This is a genomic window from Microbacterium timonense (assembly GCF_900292075.1).
GTDB classification, from domain to species: domain Bacteria; phylum Actinomycetota; class Actinomycetes; order Actinomycetales; family Microbacteriaceae; genus Microbacterium; species Microbacterium timonense.
Genome location: NZ_OLMV01000003.1, coordinates 610,834 through 632,935 on the forward strand (window position 1 = coordinate 610,834; position 22,102 = coordinate 632,935).

The following is a 22,102-nucleotide window of genomic DNA, read 5'->3' on the forward strand; positions in this document are numbered from 1 at the left end:
GGCCGTCGCTGAGCCGGCTGTCGCCGAAGCCGCGCCCGACGCGGCGCCTGGTGCTGTCACCGACGCGAGCACCGATGTCGCCGCGGACGCCCAGGCGGTCGCTTCGGAAGCGACCGCTTCCGAGGAGGTGGCGTCTGTGGGATCAGAGGACGTGGCATCGAGGGAGGCAGAGTCGCCAGACGTGAGCGCGCCCGACGAGGTCGTGGGCGATGGCAGCTCTCGACCAGGACATGGTGAGGGCGAAGCTCGCTCCGAGCGTGAGCACGGCGGGGAGACGCAGAATCCCGCCGAACCGGATGCGGCAGTCGTGGCTGAACCGGGTCAGGAAGCGAACGTGCCCGCCGAGACGGCCGCGGCTGAACCCGAGGCGCCGGCCGGGGCCGCCGAGGCCGAACCCGACACGCCCGACGGTCGCCTCGAGGCGTAGTGCGACCCACCCTCGAGGGCAGGTCGGAGGGCGGGCTGATCCTCCCCGATGTCAGAGAAGTTTGATGAGGAATTCGCTCGTCTCGGTAGCCCGTCGTTCCACGCCGGCGCTGTCGACATACGTGTAGGTCACCGTCTGTTGTTCGCCGGTCGCGCGGTATCCCAGTCGTTCATAAAGGCGGCGGGCTTCCAGGTTGTCGAGACCGACGGCGAGGCGCAAGACCCGAGCCCGCGAGACTGTCCGCTCAGCCGCGAGAAGGAGCTGGGTTCCGTAGCCGCGGCCGCGGTATGGCGGCAGGACGTGGAGGTTCCGCAGTTCGACCGGATCCGTCCACACGAGCTCGACCAGACCGACCGGGAGAGCACCCGCGAACCCGATGAGCGTGGTCCCGGTGGTTGCCTCGCGCGCCGCCAGGAGCGGTCGTACGATGCTCCCCCACGAGGGGGACGCATCCGTGAGCAGTGACGCATCACCCGGCTGAATCTCGCGGACAGATAGCTGGTCCCCGCTCGTCACATGGCCATTCTGCCCCCGCGGGTACGCGCGGGGGCACGCGGTCCACTGCACGGCGCCGGCACGTGGGCATGGTGCGGGGCCGGGCGGTGTCAGCCGTTCTCGTCGGCGGGGGCTGTGCGGCGGCCGATCGTCAGCCAGGCGATGGGGCCGAGCACGGGAACCAGCAGCACGACCAGGGTCCACAGCAACCCCTGGGACGGCGTCAGCCTCCGCGCCGAACGGGCGAGAAGGATGAGCGCCAGTACGGTCAAAGCGATCGCGACCGCGGTGAGCATCGACCACGTGACGTCGTAGCCGGTGGGCAGCAGTGGGTTGTGCACGTCGGTCATGGTTCCAACCTACGACGGTGCTGAGCCGAGATGGCGGCCCAGTGCCTCGAGCAGGCCACGCGAGCCCTCTTCGCGCCGGGGCGCGTCGGTCCAGAAGCGGTCGAAGAAGGCGCCGTGCTCGGTGTGCGTCAGCCGCGTCCCCTCGGGGATCGGTTCGAACTCGAACGACGCCAGCGATGTCGACATGTGGATTCCGTCGAGCCACATGTCGTACGTCGTGACGATGCGGACGTTCTCGACGATGTCGGTATACACCGCCTCGTATCGCGACAGCGGACCGCCGTGGAACTGCGCCTCGTCGATGTCGCGGCCTCCGACGCGGAAGTCGAACACCCACTCGCGGGGCTCGAACGCGTCACCGTCGCCGAACCAGCTGCGCTTCTCGTTCTCGTCGGCGAACGCGCGCCACACCTTCTCGACGGGCACGGGATAGTCGCGCGTCAGGGTGAAGCCGGCGTGGGCGATGCGATGCTCGATCGTCATGGCGCAGCTCCTAACGGGTGAAGGTGACGTGGATGGTGCCGCTCTCGGCGACTTCCGTCGTCACATCGTGGGTGTGCTCCAGACCCCGAAGTCCGTCCCACACGCGGTTGCCGCGGGTGAGGATGATCGGCGCGACGGCGACGTGCAGGTCGTCGACGAGTCCGGCGTGCAGGAACTCCTGGGCGGTGCGCACGCCGCCGCCGACACGGACGTCGAGCCCGGCCGCAGCGGTGGTCGCCTCGGCGAGGACGTCCTCGATCGCGCCGCTGCGGAAATGGAAGATCGTGCCGCCCGCCATCTCGATGGAGGGCCGCGGAGCCGAGTGCGTGAGCACGTAGACGGGGTAGCCGAAGGGAGGCCGGTCGCCCCACCAGCCCTTCCAGTCGGGGTCGTCGGGGAACGCGTGCAGACCGAACATGGCGGCCCCGAGGATCTCGGCCCCGGTGCCCGAGAAGAACCTCGAGGCGTACGCGTCGTCGATGCCGGTCGTTCCCGCGCCGCTCGTGTCGCCGAGAACCTTCTCCCGGAACGTCCGGGTGGCGGCGTACGCCGCGGTGAGCGGACCCCAGTCCTCGCCCATGGGGTTGTCGGCCGACGGGTCGGGGGCGGCGGTGTATCCGTCGAGGGACGAGAACAGGTCGACGCGGACGCGGGTCATGCTAGGACTCCTTGGATGTTGCGCGGGACAGATGGATGCCGAGGCGGTCGGCCTGCCGTTCGGCCGGGGTTCGCTGCTCCCCGAGCCAGAGATGAAGCACGTCCAGACCGCCCGGCCGCAGCGTCACCGTGCGCACACGGCCGTGCTTGCTCGACGTGATCAGCCGGGCATCCTCGAGCACGCGGAGGTGCTGGAGGAACGAGGGCAGCGCCATCGCGAACGGCGCCGCGAGCTCGGAGACGACGGCCGGGGACTTCGCCAAGCGCTCGATGACCGCCCGGCGAGTGGGATCCGCGAGGGCGCGGAGCACCGCGTCGACCTCGGCGGAATAGTTAGGCACGTGCCTAACTATTCCGCTTAAGCCGCCAGGCGTCAACCGCGGCCGCGTCCATGAGACGATGCTCGAGATGGACACCGCCGCCCTCGACGAACTGCGCGAACTGCGGGCTCGCGCGTACGGCCCCGATGCCGACATCGACCAGGACCCGGTCGCATTGCGCCGGCTCCATGAGCTGGAGACGCTGCACGCAGGGCCGGTGCCGAGCCGGCCGCAGCCTGACGACGCCAGCGGGCCAGAGTGGGAACCGGCGCCGGACGCCGAGCCGCCCTCGTCGCAGGACGGCGATTCCGCGCGGCTGCCAGGGTTTGCGAAGGGCGGCGCTGAGAGCAACCAGGGGACCACGGGCTCGGAGACGGAGCCGCAGGGCGGTGACGAGGGGACGGCCCCCGCGGATGCCGCACGGCGTCGCCGAACGCGACGGGTTTCACCCACCGGGGTTCTCTGGGCTCTGTCTGTGCTCGCCGCGGCAGCGCTGGCTGCCGGAGGCACCTACGCCGTGATGCGCATGCCCCCGGTCCCGGTCTCCAGTGGCGCGCCGCAGATCGCGACCCTCGAGCCCGATCCCCTGGCCACCGTCCCGGCCGGCTGGATGGGCGCGGGTCCCAGCTCCGACGTGTTCGAGTTCTACGGCTTGACGCTCTTCCAGACCGCCAGCGGCTTCGCCGGCTACGGCCGCGATTGCCTCGCCGTCATGGCCACCGAGCAGCTTCCCGAGGAGGACTCCGACTCGAACACGTGGTCGTACCAGGGAAACCTCTACGGGGGATGTCGCGCCGGCGGATTTCCCGCCGTCGTGCAGTTCGAGATCGGCAGCGACGCGCCGGAAGCGCTGAGCTCGCGCTTCGGCGACGGCAACGCGCTCCAGTTCGTCTACGACGGCGAGCGGATCGGCGTGTACCTCGACACGCGGTCAGCGCGGTCCTGAACGGCCGCCTCCGTCGCTCACGCGGACCGCTGAAGCCAGGGTCGCAGCATCCGGGTGACCCACGGCAGTACGGCGTAGGTCATGACGGGAGTGAGCAGCACCGTTGACAGCAGGACCCGCGCTACCAGTGGCCACTCCGCGAACCCGGGGACGAAGCCGAGGAGCCACGACGCGAGGAGGTTCGTCGGGAAGAACCCGAGCCAGATCGTGACCGCCTGCTTCCAGCGGGGCGGGGCCGACGGGATGGGCTGCTGGACCGGACCGGTGGCCGGTGCCGCGGGATGATCCGCGTGCCTCGATTCGATGCGGACGGCGAACGGAGCGTCGAACCAGCCCTCGATGCCGGTGCGGCGCTCGACGCGGACCTCGCGCGCGAAGGCGCGTCCGGAATCGAGCCACCAGGCCCGCTGCGGTGAGTCCTCCCACGCCTCGAGCGTAGGGATGTCACGGAAGCGGTAGAGCATGTACCAGAGGTCGCTGCCTTCGCCCGCGCGGACCCACCCCGATCCCAGGAAGCCGTCGCAGCCCGTCGCGAGATCAGTGCCCGCCTGCATCCAGCTCGTGGCTTCGACGGTGCGGGAAGGATCGATGCGACGCTCGATCGCGACGGTGATGGGGTGGGCCACGGGTTCTGCCATGGCATCCATTCTCCGGTCCGCACCGGTGCCTCTTCGTGCCGGGCCGCAGGCGCGTGCGCCAGGACGCGAGGGAGCGAGAGCAGCCAGATGCCCATCGTCACGAACGCGACGAACTCGAAGAGCGCGAGGGTGATGAGACCCGCGGTCAACACGACCATGCCCACCGCCAGCAGGGCGACGCAGAACGCGGTCGCCCGGCGGAACCGCCGACTGCGGCCGGGGATCGCGAGGCCGGTCGCGACCGTCGCCAGGAACGACAGCCCCAGGCCGCTGGCGATGATGTCGTGCATGACCGCGCTCACCGGGATGGGGACGAGACCCACCGCGGTCAAGTGCAGACCTGCGGACGTGAGAGACCCGCGGAACGCGCGCGAGGCGCGACGATGGATGCCGGAGGGCAGCGCCACCGCGATGAGCACACCGTATGCCGCCAGGAAGAAGCCCGAGAACATCACGATGGTGTTGAACGTGCGACCGGAGAAGTCGGAGTAGGTGCCCAGCTGTGAGAAATGGTGTTGCCACCAGGTGCCGTCCTGCGTGGTGAGCACGGCCAGCAGCACGCCGACGGGCAGCGAGAGCACCGCCAGACGGCCGATGCCGTGGGCGATGGCGGGCACCGATGCGGGGCGCGCCGGCTCGGTCTCGGCAAGCGTCGCGACCGTGCGCGTGGCGGGGACGATGAGGGTGCGAGGCGCCCCGGGCGCGGTCGAAGTCACCGGGTCGGCGGGCACCGGTGTGGCAGGACGGGTGGTTACGTCGGCGAGGGTCGCGGGAGTCATTCGGCTCACGTTCGGTCTTGTTCGACGTACGCCGGTGCCGACATCCCCCAGATCCCAGCCCCGGGATCGTCGGCAAATATTTACGACATAATCCCCAGTTCAGCGGCAAGCCGCATAGCGTAACAGTATCGTGCCAAACCTGGAGAACGCTCGCCCAGGTTTTTTTCGGTTCACCGAACCGTCTCGGCCACGGCGTTACGCTGGTCGTGCCGGCGATTCGCGCCGTGTCGCCTCGCGCCACGGCACCGGCGCGCGGGAGGAGCCGGATGCCCAAGAACAAGAAGCCCGGCGGCGGTCGCGCCCCGAAGAACTTCGACCCTCGCTACAACCCCAGATACCGGGCTTCCGGCAGCTCGCGCGACACCGAGGACGGGGATCGCAAGCGGCGACCAGGCGAGTCCTCTGCGGGCAAGGCGGGCAGTCGCAGTCCCGGCCATCGCGGTCATCGTCCGAGCCCGACGGCCTCGGACGCCGACGTCTCTGCGGGGCGCGGCGGGGCGCGCTCGGCCGCACCTCGCGGCGCGGTCGATGCCGGCGGACCCAAGCGCCGGTGGACGGAGCAGGAGCGAGCGGGCCGTGACGAAGCGCGCGCGATCCGGACGCACACTCGCGACATCCGGCCGCGGTCGCGGCCGGATGACGTGCCTGACCGGCTCGCCGCCGAGCCGGTCGCGACATCCGTCGCGGCCGACACGACGTTCGCGACCCTCGGGCTCGGTCAGAACATCGTCAAGACTCTCGGCGAACTCGGCGCGCGGCATCCGTTCCCCATTCAGGCCGCCACGATCCCGGCGATCATCGAGGGCCGCGATGTCCTGGCACGAGGACGCACCGGCTCGGGCAAGACGATCGCCTTCGGCGCCCCGCTCGTCGAGAGCGTGCTGCGGTCGCAGGCGGGGCAGAAGCGGCAGATCGGCCGCCCGCCGCGGGCGCTGATCCTCGCCCCGACACGCGAACTCGCCCTGCAGATCGACGCCACCATCCAGCCCCTCGCCCGCAGCGTCGGCCTGTTCACCACGCAGATCTACGGCGGCGTCCCGCACGCGCGCCAGTTGGGTGCACTCAAGAAAGGCGTCGACATCGTCATCGGCACCCCCGGGCGGATCGAAGACCTCACCGAGTCGCGCGCACTCGATCTGTCGCACGTGCGCGTCGTGGTGCTCGACGAGGCCGACCACATGTGCGAGCTCGGCTTCCTGGAACCCGTGCAGCGGATCATGCGCCGCACGCCGCGGGACGCGCAGCGCCTGCTGTTCTCGGCGACGCTCGATGCGCAGGTGACCGCGCTCGTGCGCGAGTTCCTCTCGGAGCCCGTCGTGTTCGAGGTGGCCGGTGAGACCCAGCGCTCGGGGACGATCGACCACCGGGTGCTCGTCGTGGACCACCGTGACAAGCGCGAGATCCTGCGGACGCTCGCGGGCGGCGGCGCCAAGGCGCTCGTGTTCACTCGCACGAGAGCGTATGCCGAGATGCTCGCCGAGCAGTTCGATGAGGCAGGCATCCGCGCGCTGGCGCTTCACGGCGACCTGGATCAGGCGCGCCGTTCCCGCAATCTGGAACGGCTGACGTCGGGCCGCATCGACGTCCTCGTCGCGACGGATGTCGCGGCGCGAGGCATTCACGTCGACGACATCGACCTCGTGATCCAGGCCGACCCTCCCGACGAGTTCAAGGCGTACCTGCATCGGGCGGGCCGGACCGGCCGCGCCGGCCGGCCCGGTACGGTCGTGACCCTCGTGACACGCGCTCGTCGCGAGCGCCTCGCCGAGCTGCTCGAGCGCGCTGACATCGAGGCGCCGTTCGTCGAGGCTCGTCCCGGAGACGCTGTGCTCGACGAGCTCGCGCGTCAGTAGCGCAGGGCGTCACCGGCAGCGACCGGTCAGTCCTCCGGACCGCGTCCGATCGTCGCCACTCGTTCGGGGTCGGCGCCGAGCGCCAGCAGCCGCGAGCGCAGCGCGACCTCCGCCCGGCGGTACGGTTCGGCGCTCCCGTGCAGGAGGGAGCGGGTGTTCGCGGCCTCCAGGAACGAGACCATCTCGAACGTCAACTGTCGTGCCTCGTCGAGCAGCGGAAGCTCTCCGGCGGCCATCGCGTGCTCGAGGCTGACGGTGAGGTAGTCCTCCCATTCGCTCGATGCGGCCGTGATCGCGTCGCGCACGACGCCTGGTTTGGCATCGAACTCCACCGAGGTGGCGGCGAAGAAGCAGCCGCCGCGGAAGACACGGTCGCGGGAGTAGGCCAGCCAGTGCTCGAGAAGGGCGCACACGCGCTCGAGGCCGCGTGGCGTGCCAGCGCGGGCCGGCGCGACGACACGCTCGATGAAGACGTCTCGTGCTGCCGACACGACCGCCAGCTGCAGCTGCTCCTTGGAGCCGAAGAGCGTCGCGATGCCGCTCTTGCTGTAGCCCGAGGCATCCGCCAGCCGGCCGATCGTGAGACCGTCCAAGCCGTCGACGGTCGCGGTGTCGACGGCGTGCGCCAGCACGATGCGACGGGATTCATCGCCCCGCACGCGCCGGCCGTCAGTTGGTGCTTGTGCCACACAGACAGGTTACCGTACGATCGTTCGTATTCATACGTACGATCGTTCGTACATCGATGGAGAAGTCATGGATGCTGTGATGGTTACTGCTCGGTCCGCCGTCAACGCCGCAGCGGTGGTCTCGCCGCGACGGGCGGCGGCGCTCGCCCTGCCGCTGTTCGCGCATGTCGCGCGACCTCGGCCCGTCCACGCGGATGATGAGCCGACCATGTCGCGTGCGCGGCGCGGGAACGTGCACATCCCAGGCGTCGACGGCCGCGGCGTGGACGTCGATACGTACGAGTGGGGGCGCGGGTCGCGCGTCGTCGTCCTCGCTCACGGCTGGGACGGCAGGGCGAGCCAGTTCTCCCGCCTGGTCCGGGAGCTGGTGTCGGAGGGTCACCGCGTCGTCGCGTTCGATGCGCCCGCCCATGGCGGGTCGGCAGGCCACCGGACATACCTGGTGGACTGGCTCTCGGTGTTCGGCCGTCTGCAGGAGCGCCACGGCGACTTCCACGCCATCGTCGGGCACTCCTTCGGGGGCCTGGCCGCCCTCGTCGGTGTCGCCGGAGGCACCGCAGCGCGTCGCGTCGTGACCATCGCCGCTCCCGCCGACGCGGATCTTCTGCTCACGCAGTTCCAGGGGATGCTCGGCTACTCCGACACCGTGGCAGCACAGGTGCGCGAGCGATTCGCGCGGCGCTACTTCCCCGGCGAGGCCGACCCGTTCGCCTGGCTGTCGAGCGTTCGCAGGCCACTTCCGGCGGGGACCCCGCTCCTCGTGGCCCACGATGTCGGTGACCGTGTCGTGCCGTTCTCAGAAGCGGCCCGGATCGCGCACGCGAACCCCGGCGGGCGGCTGCTGTCGACCAACGGCCTGGGCCACAACCGCATCCTAGGAGCGGACGAGGTGCTTGATGCCGTGCTCGACCATGTGAGCCCCGCGGAGATCGGGTCGGGGCCTCGCCCGCCTGCTCTCGAGGCCGCGGATGTACCGGTGTCCCGAGGCGAGCCGGTCGCCGCTCCGCGTTGAGGCGCAGCCGGTCTGCGTCCCGCCTCCGACTCGTGCCGACGGGGGAATCAGAAGAGCCGGTCGACCGCCTCGGGTGCGGCGACCCCGGTGCGGCCGGCGAGACCCTCTCGCCACGCCGCTGCCGCCCGACCGCGCGAGGTCACCACGATCGGCGCGCTGCGCGCATCCGCCCGATCGGCCAGTCCCGATACGGGGGCGCCACGCGGGTTCTCGTCCTCGGCGCTGCCGTCGAGTCCGTGCACGCGCAGCAGCGGCCGCACCCGCTTGGCCAGCCACGCCCGGTACGCCTTGGGTGCGTTCGCCGTCACCCCCGGGTACAGCCCGCAGTACGACGAGACCAGTTCCGGGTGGCGCTCCGCGAGCCATTGCATGAACCACTGTTTGGCGCCCGGGCGCAGGTGGAGCGCGCCGTAGACGACCCGTACGGCACCCGCCTGCTTGATGCGGGTGAGCGCGTGGTCGATGGCGGAGATCGAGTCGGTGAGGTGCGGAACGATGGGCATGAGGAACACCGTCACGCGGAAGCCGGCCTCCGTCGCGGCTCGAACCGTCTCGAGACGGGCGCTGGCGGTCGGCGTCCCGGGCTCGACGAGGTGCTGGAGCTCGTCGTCGAACACGGCGATCGACATCGCGAGGGTCACGTGCACCTGCGCCGCGGCATCCGTCAGCAGGGGCAGGTCACGCCGCAGCAGAGTCCCCTTGGTGAGGATGGAGAAGGGTGTACCCGACTCGGTCAGAGCCGAGACGATGCCGGGCATGAGCTTATAGCGGCCCTCGGCGCGCTGATAAGGGTCGGTGTTCGTGCCGAGCATGACCGGCTGGTGCTGCCAGGTGCCGCGGCGCAGCTCCTTCTGGAGCACCTCGGCCACGTTGACCTTCACCACCACCTGGGTGTCGAAATCGCGCCCCGCGTCGAGCTCGAGGTACTCGTGCGTGCCCCGGGCGAAACAGTACACGCATGCATGACTGCAGCCCCGATAGGGGTTCACGGTCCAGTCGAACGGCATGGCGGACGCGCTCGGGACGTGGTTGAGGGCGGACTTGCAGAGCACCTCGTGGAACGTCACGCCGGCGAACTCGGGCGTGGTGACCGAGCGCACCAGTCCGTTCAGCTGCTCGAGTCCCGGCAGGGCCCCGGCATCCGCCACTCCCAGCTCCTGACCCTGCCATCGCATGACTCCATGAGAACAAAGCTTCGAACTTAAGTCAAGACAACGGACGGCGGGTATAGAACATCGCCTGATGGATGCCGTTCGCCTGGCGGAATGCCCTCGGCGCGGGTCACAATGGCTTGCGTGACCGAGCCTGGCGGGCTCGCGACCCCCCGAGCCGCCCCCGAGACTCGTCGTGCCGCCCGAGCGATGCGCGAAGAGGCCGAGAGGCGTGCGCGCGCAACGGCATCCGTCCCCGCCGTGACCCCGTCGGGTCCGCTCTCCACCGCGCCGCTTTCGCCGGTGCTTTCGCCGACGCCGCCACCGGTCACCGGGACGGCTCGTCCGTCCGCAGCCACGCGACGGGCAGCGCGCGCCGCCCAGCTGCTGGATGCGGACGAGCAGACTCCGGCGCCGCACCATGCCGGTCCGCGACGGGTGACCCGGCGGATCGCGGTGATCGCGGGACTCGGAGTGGGGGCGGTGCTGCTCATGGGATCGGCGGCGATGACCGCCATGATGCTTCCGGCTGCGTCGGACGGCGGCGCCGACGCCGCGCTCTCACTGCGCGCGCAGCCGCCCACGATCGAGCAGCTCCCCGTTCCGCAGATGGAGCAGTCCCCGCCGTCGGCCGACATCTGCACCATCCCGGAGATCAGCGCGGCACTGCAGGCCGGCGACGACGAGGCGGTGATCATCGCCGCGGGCGGCGGAGAGGCCTTCCGGGCTGCCGTCGTGGACGGACGGGCCCCGTGCATCGACCTCGGCGACTCGGCCCGCACCTGGACCGTCATCGACAAGGTTCGGCCCGCGAACCCGATCGACTATCGACCCGCCGGCCTGCTCTCTCCGCCGGGAGTGCGCAACCTCGAGGGCGGCGCGTTGCGCACGGACGCCGCATCCGCCCTCGCCTCGCTGGCTGCCGCGGCGCAGAGCGCGGGGGCGGGTGAGATCGCCCTCGAGAGCGGGTTCCGCTCGTACGAGACGCAGCAGGAGACGTACGGACGGCACCACTCCGAACGCGGTGAGGGGGCCGACCAGGTGAGCGCGCGGCCGGGATACAGCGAGCACCAGCTGGGGCTGAGTGCCGACGTGGTGGCGTGTGCCGGCGCATGCGGCACCCTCGACGAGCTGGCCGGCTCACCTCAGGGGCAGTGGATCGCCGCGCACGCCTGGGAGCACGGCTGGATCGTCCGCTACGTCGAGGGCGCCACTCCGGTCACCGGCTACCTGCCGGAGCCCTGGCACCTCCGCTATGTCGGACCGGAGCTGGCCAAGGCCTATCACGACGGCGGGTGGACCTCGTTGGAGGAGTTCTTCGCCCTGCCGCCGGCGCCCGCCTACGTCGGCTGACCCGCGGAACTGAATCCCAGCGATCGTGAGACTGGATGTCGCCGACGAGGCGTAGGATCGATCCATGCCGCGGCCGCACGGACCGCAGGCTCGACGCAGCTCGACGAAGAGAGAGGTTTCGCCTGCCATGGAGCGGGATATCTACGACGAGGACCACGAAGCGTTCCGCGACGTCGTCAAGGAGTTCATCAAGCGCTACGCCTCCGACGAGAAGCGCAAGCAGTGGGACCAGGACGGCGAGATCGACCGGGCCACGATGCGCGCGGCGGGCGAGGCGGGCATCATCGGTCTGTCGGTGCCGGAGGAGTTCGGCGGTGCAGGCATGCTGCAGGACTACCGGTTCCGCTCCGTCGTGCTCGAAGAGACCATCGGCGCCGGTCTCGGGTCGCTGGCCGGCGCTCTCGGCATCCAGGATGATCTGGCCGTGCCCTACATCGTGCACATGGGCACGCAGGAGCAGAAGGAGAAGTGGCTGCCCGGCATGGCCAGCGGCGAGATCCTCGGCGCCCTCGCGATGACCGAGCCGGGCGCGGGCAGCGACCTGCGCGGCATCAAGACCACCGCGAAGCGGGTGGAGGGCGGCTACGTCGTCAACGGCGCCAAGACGTTCATCTCGTCGGGCAAGACCGCCGACATGGTCGTCACGTTCGTCAAGACCGGCGAAGGCAACCGCCCGGATGCCTTCAGCCTTCTCATCCTCGAGAACGGCATGGCCGGCTTTGACCACGGCAAGAAGCTCGAGAAGATGGGCTTCCACGGCTGGGACACCGCCGAGCTCTCCTTCAGCGACGTCTTCGTCCCCGAAGAGAACCTCATCGGCGGCAAGGAGGGCCTCGGCTTCATCCAGCTCATGATGAACCTGCCGCTCGAGCGACTCTCGATCGGCGTGGCCGCGGCCGCCGCCGGCGAGGCCGCATTCGTCTGGACGCGCGACTACACGCTGAGCCGCGAGGCCTTCGGCCAGTCCATCGCCGACTTCCAGAACACCCGATTCAAGCTCGCCGACATGGCGACGACCGTCGACGTCATGTGGGCGTACATCGACCGCGCGATGATGCTCTACAAGGACGAGAAGCTCACCGCCGAAGAGGCTGCGAAGGTCAAGTTCTGGGCGACCGAGCGGGAGTGGGAGCTGCTCGACACCGGCGTGCAGCTGCACGGCGGCTACGGCTACATCACCGAGTACCCCATCGCGCGCGCCTTCCTCGACGCGCGTGTGCACCGCATCTACGGCGGCACGAACGAGATCATGCGCGACATCGTCTCGCGTCAGATCGTCGGCAAGCGCTGACTCCCGACGGATGCCGCGACCCGCGCGCACTCTGACGCGATGGGTCGCCGCATCGAGTGCCGGCGGGAAAGGCCCCTGCACTACTGAGGGTTACGAGCGGGCCTCCGCGGCGAGGCGCTGAGATTTCGGCGCGGGGGATGCCGCACCGGTTCGCCAGTAGCCGCAGAAGCTCACGAGGTCCTTCGCAAGACCGCGCTCGCCGACGAGGTGCCGTCGTCCGTCGGTGGGCAGGGCCTGCTCACCCACGAGGTACGCATGGAACGGGGCATCCGGCAGGGCTGCGTCCTTCAGCGCCTGCAGCGCGGGCGTTCCGGGCTTCACGCCGTGCTCGCGGACGATCCACCTCACCGTGACCCCAGCGGGGTGGGGGAACTCGAGGGCGTCGCCGGCCGAAGGCACCTCGACGATGGCCAGACCGGACGCGCCGGCGGGAAGGGCGGCGCAGATGCCGGCGACCGCGGGAAGGCCCGTCTCATCCGCGACCAGGACCACGCGGTCCACGCCGCGCTCGGGATTGAACGCGAGCCCCTCGTCGATGATCACGACGCTCTCACCCGGCGTGCACGTCTCGGCCCAGCGCGACGCCGGTCCGGCCGTGCCGTCGGCGACGGAGCCGTGGAGCACGAAGTCGACGTCGATCTCGGCACCGGTGTTCGCGGTCGCGGGCCGGAAGGCGCGCAGCGTGTAGTTGCGCATCACGGGGCGGACGCCGTCGGGGATGCGGAGGTACTTCAGGTAGCCGAACAGCTTGTTGGCCTTCGCGGGCAGCCGCTCGAGGCCTTCGTCGCCGCCGAGCGGAAGGAAGATCCGGAACCACTGGTCATAGCCCATGGGCCGGAATCGTTCGACCTCACCACCACCGAGCGTGACACGCATCCAGTGTGGTGAGAGGCGTTCGGTGCGTAGCACCGTGAGATGGACGAGTTGCTGCGTCTCGGGCTTGACGAGTCGACTGGCCTGGGCCATGCGTCCTCCGGATGGTCGGGGAGCCTATGCGAGGCCCCAGGGGAAGAGTGCGGCGAAGAGGGCTGCCGAGACCGCCCAGAAGGCCACGACGAACACGCTGTCGCGCACCCGCCAGGGCACCAGATGGCGTTCCGTGCGGTCCGCGTACGCCCCGAACGCACGGGCATCCATCGCGAGGGCGACGCGTTCCGCATGACGAATGGCCCCCGCCATCAGGGGGACGATGTAGCCGAACCACCGCGCCACGGCGGCGAGCGGGCCGCGTCCGCCGTGCGCCCCCCGCACGCGATGCGCCTGCCGGATGACATCGAGCTCGTATCCGAAACGCGGCACGAAGCGGAAGGCGGCCAGGGCGGTGTAGCCGATGCGGTACGGCACACGCAGCTGCTGCACGCCGGCGCGCACGAGGTCCGGTCCCGTGGTGGACAGGCCCGCGATCAGGGTGAGTGCGACGATGGCCGACAGCCGGAGCCCCGTGGCGACGCCCACCTCGATGGCGCCGCCGTACATCGTCCACCCGCCGACCTGCCACACGATCACCGACTGGTCGACCCGGGCCGCATCGGTCCAGAGCGCGAAGCCGAAGCCGATCGCGACAGCCCCGATCGGGAGCGCCAGGAACAGCACCGCGACCAGTCTCCGCGTGAAGCCGACGCCCACCAGAAGCACGGCGTACGCCAGCAGCAGGAAGGCCGCGGGGGTCGCGGCATCCCGAACGAAGATGAGCAGCGCCATCACCGGCAGCGGTGCCGCGAGCTTGGCGAGCGGGTTGAGGCCGTACAGGAAGCGGACAGGCGATGTGGCCGCCCGCTGTGCGTACGGGTCCATCGGCGTATGCACCGCCGTGGCGGCGGTGAGCGGCCCGGTGTCGGTCACGATCGTGCTCCCGCCGTCGGCGGTTCGCTCGCCGCCTGAGGTGCGGGCGCCGTGCCGCCCGGGAGGTCGGCCAGGCGGGCGATGCGGGAGAGCTCCGGATGCCGCCGCACCCCATGAAGGGCGCGCCGGAGGGGAGGCGGGCGCAGGCCGGCGCGCGCGATCAGCCCGTCGTCGGCGAACACGGTCGATGTGGGCCCGTCGGCGAGCACGCCCCCGTCGGCCATCACGACGGTGCGGTCGGCGTAGTCGGTCACCAGCTGCATGTCGTGCGTGACCACCACGATGGTCACGCCTTCGGCGTTCAACTCCGACAGGAGTGCGAGCAGCTCGTCGGCACGGGCGCGGTCCTGGCCGAACGTCGGCTCGTCGAGGACCAGGACGGGCGCGCCCGCGACGAGCGCTGTGCCCACCGAGAGCCGACGCTTCTGTCCGCCCGACAACAGGAAGGGGTGACTGTCGGCCTTGCCCGCCAGTTCGAACCGCTGCAGGAGAGCGTCCACGCGTGATCGCACCTCCTCCTCGGGCAGGTGCTGGCGACGCAGGCCATGCGCGATCTCGTCGTAGACGCTGTGCGCGATGAACTGGTGCTCGGGGTTCTGGAACACGAACCCGATCCGCGAGCTCAGGGTCCGCGAATCGGTGCGTGCGACGTCGACGCCGTCGACCCGCACGGTGCGCTTCGGGGGCGTGATGACACCCGCCATCGCCTGGATGAGGGTCGTCTTCCCTGCACCGTTCGCGCCCACCACCGCCACGAAGGCGCCGCGGGGAACGTCGAGATCGATCCCGTGCAGCACCTCCGTCCGTCCGCGGCGAAGGGTCAGGCCTCGCACCGAGATGAGCGGATCCCGGGACGCTTCGACACCGGCCGCGATCCGCCGCGCGGAGCCTGAGGCGCCCGTCGTGCCCGGCCGGGTGGCTGAGCTCGTCGCAGGGTCGTCCGCCGCGGTCGGCCCGGTCACCGAGGTCGTCGACGGACCGGGCTCGGCATCCAGCGCGTCGCGCAGTTCGGGGGGAGTCAGCGGCAGCGGATCCAGCGCGAAGCCGGCACGGCGAAGCCGCAGCGCGGCGATCGACGACACCGGCAGCCACACTCCCATGTCGTGGAGCTCCTGCGCACGGCCGCGCAGCACGTCGTCGACGGTGCCGTCAGCGGCGAGCCGGCCGTGCTGGTCGAGCACCACGACGCGGTCGACGAAGCCGACGGCCGCGTCGAGGTTGTGTTCGACGAGCAGGATGGCGCGGTCGCCGGCGCGCACGATGTCGGCCAGCGCCTCGTAGACCTCCTCGATGCCCGCGGGATCGAGGTTCGCGGTCGGCTCGTCGAGCACCAGCAGCGGCGAGCCCATCGCGAGTGCGCAGGCGATCGCCAATCGCTGCCTCCCGCCGCCGGACAGCCGGTCGGGGTTCTCCGCGCGCCGTTCCCACAGGCCCACGCGCCGCAGGGCGCGCTCGGTGCGCTCGAGCACCTCGGCCACCGGCATCCGCAGATTCTCGGGCCCGAACGCGACCTCATCGAAGACCGTTCCCGTCACCAGCTGCGCGTCGGGGTCCTGGAAGACCATGCCCACCCGCGTGCTGAGCTCGGCGACGGTGGTGGCCCGCGTATCGAGCCCATCGACCTCGACGACCCCGGTGATCGCTGCGGGAACCGCGTGGGGGATCAGGCCGTTGAGGGTCAGCGTCAGCGTCGACTTGCCTGATCCGCTCGGGCCCAGCAGCAGCACGACCTCGCCCCGCGCGACCTCGAACGAGACCGGCCCGACGCTCCCGGAAGGGCTCTCCGCGCTCCCGGCCGGCCCCGGCGGCGCCGTCGCGGCGGGCGGCTCGCCCTCGTACGAGACACCGAGCCCACGCACCCGCAGCAGCGGCACCGCAGAGGACACAGGCATCCGATCGTCGAGGGAAACTTAGCCTTCCCTAACTTAGCCTTCCTCCCCCTCCTCACCAACAGAGCGGCGGGGGATGCCTCAGCGCCGGCTGCGACGTGCCACGCCGGCCCGGCGGAGGGCGGTGCCGATTCCGAGTCCCACCGCTGTCCACGCGACCGGGCCGAGGACGAACAGGGCGATGTAGACGATCCGTGCCCACAGTGCGAACTTCTCGAGGTCGGCGGCGAACCAGATCGCGGCGGCGATGACGACGCCGACGATGACCGCCGAGAGGTAGAAGCGCCACGCGTCCCAGCGGCGGTACCGCGAGACGGCGGCGATCAGCTCCTGCAGACCGCCGATGAGCAAGGCGGTGCAGACATAACGGCCGATCCACAGCGGCACGATGGCGCTGGCCACCAGCGCAGCGATGAGGTGCGTGATGATCGCCACCCACGGCCGGCGCAGCAGCTCCTGCGCGATGACGCCCGGAAGCACATGGACTCCGAGCACGAGCCCGTAGATGATGGGCACGAACGCCGAGACGACGCCGCTGACCGCCCCGGCGCCGGCTTGCAGAACACCCGTCGCGACGCCGATCGCAGCGCACGTGAGCAGAACGCTCGTGGACAGTCGGGATCGTTCAGCCACCTGCCCAGCGTACTGGGGTGCGATCTCACGTTTCTCACAGACCTCTCATTTTCTGAGATTCACCTGAGAGTTACGTTGGAGCTTGCTGCGCCCCAACGATGTGGCGCGGCACTCTCCTCACAACACCCCTGGAGGCAGGTTATGGGTAGACCCTCCGTCAGAGCAGCCGCGGTCGTCACACTCGCCGCACTGTTCACCGGCACCGCAACCGCCAGTTTCGGCGCGACGCCGGAGGAGGTGACAACCCCCATCCCGATAGACCTCTCCGCTGGGCGCTACATCGTCCTCCTGGACGAGGCGCCCGCGGCGACCTACGACGGCGGCGAGGCCGGCCTCGCGCCCACGCAGCCGCAAGAAGGTAAGAAGCTCGACGCCTCCTCCCGCGAGGTCCAGCGCTACTCCAGCTTCCTCGAGGATCGACAGCAGGATGTCGCGGCCCAGGCCGGCGTCGAGCCGGACGGCAATCTCACCGTCACGCTGAACGCGTTCACCGCCAACCTCACGGCGGCCCAGGCGCAGAAGCTCGCGGGGTCCAAGGGGGTCAAGGCGGTCGTCCCCGACGAGGTGCTGCACCCCGACGCGGTGCCGTCCACCCAGTACCTCGGGCTCGAGGGCGACAACGGCGTCTGGAACGCGGTCGGCGGAGTCGGACAGGCCGGTGCCGGTGTCGTCGTCGGTGTCGTCGACACCGGGATCGCCCCGGAGAACCCCTCGTTCGCAGGCGACCCGCTGGGTACGACACCGGGAGCCGAGCCCTACCTCCAGGGCAACACCGTCGTGTTCCAGAAGGCCGACGGCAACCTCTTCAAGAGCGACCGCGTGACCGGTGAGGAGTGGGACGCGTCGGCGTACTCCACCAAGCTCGTCGGCGCCAAGTACTTCAGCGAGGGCGCAGCGGCAGCGGGCTTCGATTTCGAGCCGGACTTCCTCTCGCCGCGTGACGCCGACGGTCACGGCTCGCACACCGCGAGCACCGCGGCCGGCAACCACGCGGTGCCCGCGACGGTCGAAGGGGTCGACTTCGGATCGATCTCTGGTGTGGCTCCCGCCGCCAAGGTCGCGATGTACAAGGCGTGCTTCGTCGGTCCTGATCCGCTCGTCACCGACGACGACATCTGCGCCCTCAGCGACCTGATGTCGGCGATCGACGCGGCCGCCGCCGACGGCGTGGACGTCATCAACTACTCGATCGGCGGCGGCGCCGCGACGAGCACGTTCGCGACCGAGGATGCCGCGTTCTTCAACGCCGCCGCGGCCGGCATCTTCGTCTCGGTCAGCGCGGGCAACGACGGCCCGGGTGCTTCGACCGCCGACCACGCCTCGCCGTGGTACACCACGGTCGCGGCATCCACGATCCCCACCTATGAGGGAACGGTCGAGCTGGGCGACGGCTGGCTGGCTGCCGGCGCGTCGGTGAGCGTGCCGTTCGGCGAGACCGTGACCGCGCCGGTCGTGTACGCGCGCGACGCGGTGCTGGCGGGCAAGTCGCCCGATGAGGCGGCGCTGTGCTTCCTCGGCACGCTGGACCCGGCCGTCGTCACCGACAAGATCGTGGTGTGCGATCGCGGCACCAACGCGCGGGTCGAGAAGTCGCAGGCGGTGGACGAGGCCGGCGGTGTCGGCATGATCCTGGTGAACGTCACTCCGGGCTCGCTCGACAACGACTTCCACTCCGTCCCGACCGTGCACATCCAGAGCGACCACCGGGACGAGCTGCTGGCGTACGTCAAGACGCCGGGCGCGACCGCGACGCTGCACAGCGAGAACATCACCGGCGTGGAGACGCCCACCCCCGTCGTCGCAGGGTTCTCCAGCCGCGGACCGATGCTCGCCGACGGCAGCGACATCCTCAAGCCCGACATCTCGGCGCCCGGCGTCGCGATCCTCGCCGCCACGCACAACGCGGCCGGAGAGGATCCGACCTTCGGCTTCAAGTCGGGCACGTCGATGTCGTCGCCCCACATCGCGGGCCTTGCCGCGCTCTACCTGGGTGAGCGCCCGCTGGCGACCCCCGGTGAGATCAAGTCGGCGATGATGACCACCGCCTACGACACGGTCAACGAGGACGGCTCGCCCAACACCGACCCGTTCGCCCAGGGCGCCGGGCACGTCGACCCGACCCGGTTCTTCGAGCCGGGCCTGATCTACGACAACGGCGCGCTGCAGTGGGCGCAGTACCTGCAGGGCAAGAACCTCTACGACTTCGGCGTGGACCCGATCGACGGCAGCGACCTGAACCTCGCGTCCATTGCCATCGGCTCCCTGTCGGGTCCGCAGACGGTCACCCGCACGGTTCGAGCCACGACGGCAGGCACGTACACGGCGCAGGCCTCCGTGCCGGGCGTCGACGTGACGGTCTCCCCGGCGTCGCTGACGCTGGCGGCGGGGGAGAAGGGCACCTTCACGGTGACCTTCACCAAGACCACCGCCGCCCCCGAGCAGTGGGCGACCGGCTTCCTCACCTGGAACGGCCCGACCACGGTGCGCTCGCCGATCGCGATCTATCCCGTGACGGCGGATGCCCCGGCCGACGTGTCGGGCGCCGGCATCACCGGCAGCACGACGGTCGAGATCACGCCGGGCGTCACCGGCGAGCTGCCGCTGAACCTCAGCGGACTGGCCCCGGCCGTGCTGCAGACGGAGGAGATCTACGGCAACGCGGTGGAGGTGCCCGGACACTCCGGCAACGAGACCTCGGGCGATGAGGACGGGTACTCGTACTACCTCGTGGACGTTCCGGAGGGGTCGACGCTGGCGCGCTTCGACCTGGACTCCTCGGACGACGCCGGCAGCGACCTCGACCTCTTCGTCTACCGCGTGGTGAGCCCCACCGACCTGCGGTACTACGAGAAGTTCCAGTCGGCCAGCGGCGCGGCGGACGAATCCGTGTCCCTCGACGACCCGACCCCGGGTACCTACATGATCGAGGCGCACCTGTACTCGACCCCGAACCCCATGACGTGGGACCTCACGACCGCGGTCGTGGGAGCCGGCGGCGAGGGGGCGTTCACGGCGGCACCCAACCCGCTGCCGGTGACCGAGAGCACTCCGACGAGCTTCGCCCTGTCGTGGTCGGGCCTGACCGCAGGCACCCGCTACTTCGGCGTCGTGCGCTACGGCGACTCCGACGTGCGCACGGTGCTCAGCGTCGACGCCGGTCCCGCGGCTCCGGTCGCGAAGGCGGCTCCGACGGTGACGGGATCTCCGAAGGTCGGCAAGACCCTCACGGCGAACCCCGGGAAGTGGGAGCCCAAGACGGTGACCCTCGCGTACCAGTGGCTGCGCGACGGCACGCCGATCGAGGGCGCGACGGCGAAGACCTACAAGGTCGCGGCGGCTGACGCCGGCACGTCGTTGTCGGTGCGGGTGACGGCCACACAGGAGGGCAACGTCAACACCGGCGTCGCCGACAGTGCTGCCGTCTTCGTCAAGGCGACGTCGAAGACGTCGGTCTCGCTCAACCACTACACCGGGACGCGGTCGACCGACTTCGCGGTGACCGTCGCCGTCACTCCCTCCGGGGGGCCGGCGGCGACCGGTGATGTCACGGTGCGCGTCGGCACCAAGCCGTACAAGGGCACCCTCGTGGATGGCGCCGTCACGATCCAGCTGCCCAAGCAGCAGCGCGGGCTTCACATCGTGACCGTCGTCTACCCGGGCAGCGACACCGTCGAGTCGTCGTTCGGCGCGTCGGCGTTCATCGTGCTCAAGTGATCGGCTGACGGATCGAGAGGCGCCCGGGCTCCGGCCCGGGCGCCTCTTGCATGCTCTCTCGGTGCAGCCGTGGTCGGCTGGCCGTCGACGCGATGGCGCCGGCCCAGCCCTCGCCGCTACAGGCGGCGCCGGCGGCGGGTCAGGCGGACCGCCGGGAGCGGCGGGGCGGGGATGCGCTCGGCGCCGTGGTCGACGACGTGACCGAATCGGTCGGAGCCGGCCTCCCAGGCCTCTCGCGCCTCGACGATCTCCTCGTGGGTACGGCCGACGAAGTTCCACCACATCACGACGTCATCCTCGAAGGGCTCGCCGCCGAGGAGGAACAGGGTCGCACCGCCGGCGCTCGAGATGACGACCTCGTCGCGGTGCGTGCCCAGGTAGAGAAGGTGCGAGGTGTCGAGCATGACGACCGCCTCGGCCTCGCCCTTGCGCGCGGATGCTGCGGCCTCCCGCTCGTCGGGTACCCCGGCGACCTCGACCTCGCCCTGGACGGCGACGAGGGCGTGCTCCCAGGCCGGGGCGAGCGGCACGCGCACGGTCGAACCGGGCGGCAGCCGCAGCTCGGCGCCCACGATCGGGGTGTGCACCGTCGCCGGGGACGCGATCCCGTCGAGCTCACCCAGCACCACCGTCGCAGACCCGGACGGTCCGCTGATCGCGGTGAGCTCGAGCTGCGGAAGCTCCGCGTGCTGCTCGAACGCCGGACCGCCGTGCCGGCGGGACTCGGGCAGGGCGATCCAGAGCTGCAGGGCGTCCAGGGGTGCGGCATCCTCTCCCACCGAGTACTCCGAGTGCGAGATGCCCGCGCCACTGGTCATGAGGTTCAGTGCGCCGCGGCGCACGACCACGTCGCTGCCGACGGAATCGCGGTGACGCACATCGCCGAGGTACGGCCACGTGACGGTCTGCAGCCCGATGTGCGGGTGCGGCTCGACGCGCATGCGCGTGCTCTGGGGGCCGAACCGATCCAGGAAGCACCAGGCGCCTACGAGCGGCAGATCCCGCTGCGGGAGTGAGCGGTGCACCGACATCGCGCGCACGCCGCCCAGCGGCACTTCGCGTGTCTCCAGCAGCAGCGCCCGGGGTCCCGGGCACTCGACGGCGGACTCGGTGGCGACGGCTTCGTCGGCGTCCAGGCGGGTCATGACAAGCTCACGCTGTGGCGCGGGAGGGCCACGCGACCTGCAGGCCGGGGACCTCGTTCTCGCGCAGGTACTTGCTGACCACGGGGCACAGTGGAACGATCGTGTCGCCCCGGCGCGCCTCGTCGGCCATCGCCTCGGAGACCACCTTCTGCGCGAGGCCGCGTCCCCGGAATGCCGGGTCCACGACCGTGTGGGGGAAGCGGAGCCGCCCACGTGCGTCGGCGGAGAACTCGGTGAATCCAGCCAGCACGTCGCCCACCCACACCTCGTACCGGCCGTCGTCGTCATTGCGGCGGACAGTGATCTCCTCGGCGGTGGGCTGCGCGGCCGTGCTGTCGTTCGTGGTGTCAGGCATCGGCATCCTTTCGATGTCGTCTCCAACGTAGGCGCGTCCACGCGTGTTCCGCCACCAGCCACGCACCCGCACCGGTACCC

Annotated in this window: 20 protein-coding genes and 1 pseudogene; 6 read left to right on the forward strand and 15 right to left on the reverse strand. The window is 70.5% G+C overall.

Annotated features, from left to right (window positions below):
* Positions 1–478 precede the first annotated feature (478 nt).
* From C9992_RS12120 to C9992_RS12140, 5 genes are all read right to left on the reverse strand, one after another.
* On the reverse strand, positions 479–943 hold the full coding sequence (locus C9992_RS12120; RefSeq protein ID WP_200826307.1) for a GNAT family N-acetyltransferase: 465 nt from the start codon (positions 941–943) through the stop codon (positions 479–481).
* A gap of 89 nt (positions 944–1,032) precedes the next feature.
* On the reverse strand, positions 1,033–1,272 hold the full coding sequence (locus C9992_RS12125; protein WP_106815823.1) for a PLDc N-terminal domain-containing protein: 240 nt from the start codon (positions 1,270–1,272) through the stop codon (positions 1,033–1,035).
* A 9-nt stretch (positions 1,273–1,281) separates the two neighbouring features.
* Complete coding sequence (locus C9992_RS12130; RefSeq protein WP_106815824.1) at positions 1,282–1,755, reverse strand: SRPBCC domain-containing protein; 474 nt, start codon at positions 1,753–1,755, stop codon at positions 1,282–1,284.
* Between the two features lie 10 nt (positions 1,756–1,765).
* Positions 1,766–2,413, reverse strand: a complete 648-nt coding sequence (locus C9992_RS12135) for a dihydrofolate reductase family protein (RefSeq protein ID WP_106815825.1) — start codon at positions 2,411–2,413, stop codon at positions 1,766–1,768.
* 1 nt (position 2,414) lies between these two features.
* Positions 2,415–2,753, reverse strand: a complete 339-nt coding sequence (locus tag C9992_RS12140) for an ArsR/SmtB family transcription factor (protein ID WP_106815826.1) — start codon at positions 2,751–2,753, stop codon at positions 2,415–2,417.
* A 67-nt stretch (positions 2,754–2,820) separates the two neighbouring features.
* Between C9992_RS12140 and C9992_RS12145 the strand changes: the two genes are divergently transcribed.
* Positions 2,821–3,678, forward strand: a complete 858-nt coding sequence (locus C9992_RS12145) for a hypothetical protein (protein WP_106815827.1) — start codon at positions 2,821–2,823, stop codon at positions 3,676–3,678.
* Positions 3,679–3,695: 17 nt separating this feature from the next.
* Here C9992_RS12145 and C9992_RS12150 read toward each other — a convergent pair whose 3' ends face one another.
* Both C9992_RS12150 and C9992_RS18575 read right to left on the reverse strand, forming a co-directional pair.
* Entirely contained in the window at positions 3,696–4,316 is a 621-nt protein-coding gene (locus C9992_RS12150) for an antibiotic biosynthesis monooxygenase (protein WP_235008210.1), read from the reverse strand.
* A gap of 134 nt (positions 4,317–4,450) precedes the next feature.
* Positions 4,451–5,095 (reverse strand): annotated as a pseudogene (locus C9992_RS18575) (DUF998 domain-containing protein); the annotation flags it as partial.
* Positions 5,096–5,361: 266 nt separating this feature from the next.
* On the opposite strand from C9992_RS18575, the gene C9992_RS12160 reads away from it, so the two are divergent.
* A complete protein-coding gene (locus tag C9992_RS12160) occupies positions 5,362–6,948 on the forward strand; it encodes a DEAD/DEAH box helicase (RefSeq protein WP_106815829.1) in 1,587 nt (528 codons plus the stop codon).
* A 26-nt stretch (positions 6,949–6,974) separates the two neighbouring features.
* On the opposite strand, the gene C9992_RS12165 is transcribed toward C9992_RS12160, so the two are convergent.
* The gene (locus C9992_RS12165) at positions 6,975–7,637 is read right to left on the reverse strand and encodes a TetR/AcrR family transcriptional regulator (RefSeq protein WP_106815830.1); all 663 of its coding nucleotides are present in this window, start codon (positions 7,635–7,637) and stop codon (positions 6,975–6,977) included.
* 79 nt (positions 7,638–7,716) lie between these two features.
* Here C9992_RS12165 and C9992_RS12170 point away from each other — a divergent pair, with 79 nt between their 5' ends.
* Positions 7,717–8,649 (forward strand): alpha/beta hydrolase, encoded by a 933-nt coding sequence (locus C9992_RS12170; RefSeq protein WP_160150880.1) that lies wholly within the window; start codon positions 7,717–7,719, stop codon positions 8,647–8,649.
* Between the two features lie 47 nt (positions 8,650–8,696).
* Here the strand turns inward: C9992_RS12170 and C9992_RS12175 are convergent, their stop codons facing one another.
* Positions 8,697–9,824, reverse strand: a complete 1,128-nt coding sequence (locus C9992_RS12175; protein WP_200826308.1) for an Rv2578c family radical SAM protein — start codon at positions 9,822–9,824, stop codon at positions 8,697–8,699.
* 120 nt (positions 9,825–9,944) lie between these two features.
* Here C9992_RS12175 and C9992_RS12180 point away from each other — a divergent pair, with 120 nt between their 5' ends.
* Together C9992_RS12180 and C9992_RS12185 are read left to right on the forward strand one after the other, a co-directional pair.
* Positions 9,945–11,153, forward strand: a complete 1,209-nt coding sequence (locus C9992_RS12180; protein ID WP_235008212.1) for a M15 family metallopeptidase — start codon at positions 9,945–9,947, stop codon at positions 11,151–11,153.
* A 127-nt stretch (positions 11,154–11,280) separates the two neighbouring features.
* Positions 11,281–12,444, forward strand: coding sequence for an acyl-CoA dehydrogenase family protein (locus tag C9992_RS12185; protein WP_106815831.1), 1,164 nt, complete (start codon positions 11,281–11,283; stop codon positions 12,442–12,444).
* Positions 12,445–12,534: 90 nt separating this feature from the next.
* Here C9992_RS12185 and C9992_RS12190 read toward each other — a convergent pair whose 3' ends face one another.
* The 4 genes from C9992_RS12190 to C9992_RS12205 form a co-directional block, all read right to left on the reverse strand.
* Positions 12,535–13,410, reverse strand: coding sequence for a siderophore-interacting protein (locus C9992_RS12190; protein ID WP_106815832.1), 876 nt, complete (start codon positions 13,408–13,410; stop codon positions 12,535–12,537).
* A 24-nt stretch (positions 13,411–13,434) separates the two neighbouring features.
* Positions 13,435–14,238: an energy-coupling factor transporter transmembrane component T gene (locus tag C9992_RS12195; protein WP_106815937.1), complete on the reverse strand. Its 804-nt coding sequence runs from the start codon at positions 14,236–14,238 to the stop codon at positions 13,435–13,437.
* Between the two features lie 44 nt (positions 14,239–14,282).
* Entirely contained in the window at positions 14,283–16,178 is a 1,896-nt protein-coding gene (locus C9992_RS12200; RefSeq protein WP_106815833.1) for an ABC transporter ATP-binding protein, read from the reverse strand.
* Positions 16,179–16,256: 78 nt separating this feature from the next.
* On the reverse strand, positions 16,257–16,808 hold the full coding sequence (locus C9992_RS12205; protein WP_106815834.1) for an ECF transporter S component: 552 nt from the start codon (positions 16,806–16,808) through the stop codon (positions 16,257–16,259).
* A 141-nt stretch (positions 16,809–16,949) separates the two neighbouring features.
* Here C9992_RS12205 and C9992_RS12210 point away from each other — a divergent pair, with 141 nt between their 5' ends.
* Positions 16,950–20,522 carry a S8 family serine peptidase gene (locus tag C9992_RS12210; RefSeq protein ID WP_106815835.1) on the forward strand — a complete coding sequence of 1,191 codons (3,573 nt, stop codon included), beginning with the start codon at positions 16,950–16,952 and terminating at the stop codon, positions 20,520–20,522.
* A 116-nt stretch (positions 20,523–20,638) separates the two neighbouring features.
* Here C9992_RS12210 and C9992_RS12215 read toward each other — a convergent pair whose 3' ends face one another.
* Both C9992_RS12215 and C9992_RS12220 read right to left on the reverse strand, forming a co-directional pair.
* A complete protein-coding gene (locus C9992_RS12215; RefSeq protein ID WP_106815836.1) occupies positions 20,639–21,667 on the reverse strand; it encodes a pirin family protein in 1,029 nt (342 codons plus the stop codon).
* A 7-nt stretch (positions 21,668–21,674) separates the two neighbouring features.
* Positions 21,675–22,022 carry a GNAT family N-acetyltransferase gene (locus C9992_RS12220; protein ID WP_106815837.1) on the reverse strand — a complete coding sequence of 116 codons (348 nt, stop codon included), beginning with the start codon at positions 22,020–22,022 and terminating at the stop codon, positions 21,675–21,677.
* Positions 22,023–22,102 lie beyond the last annotated feature (80 nt).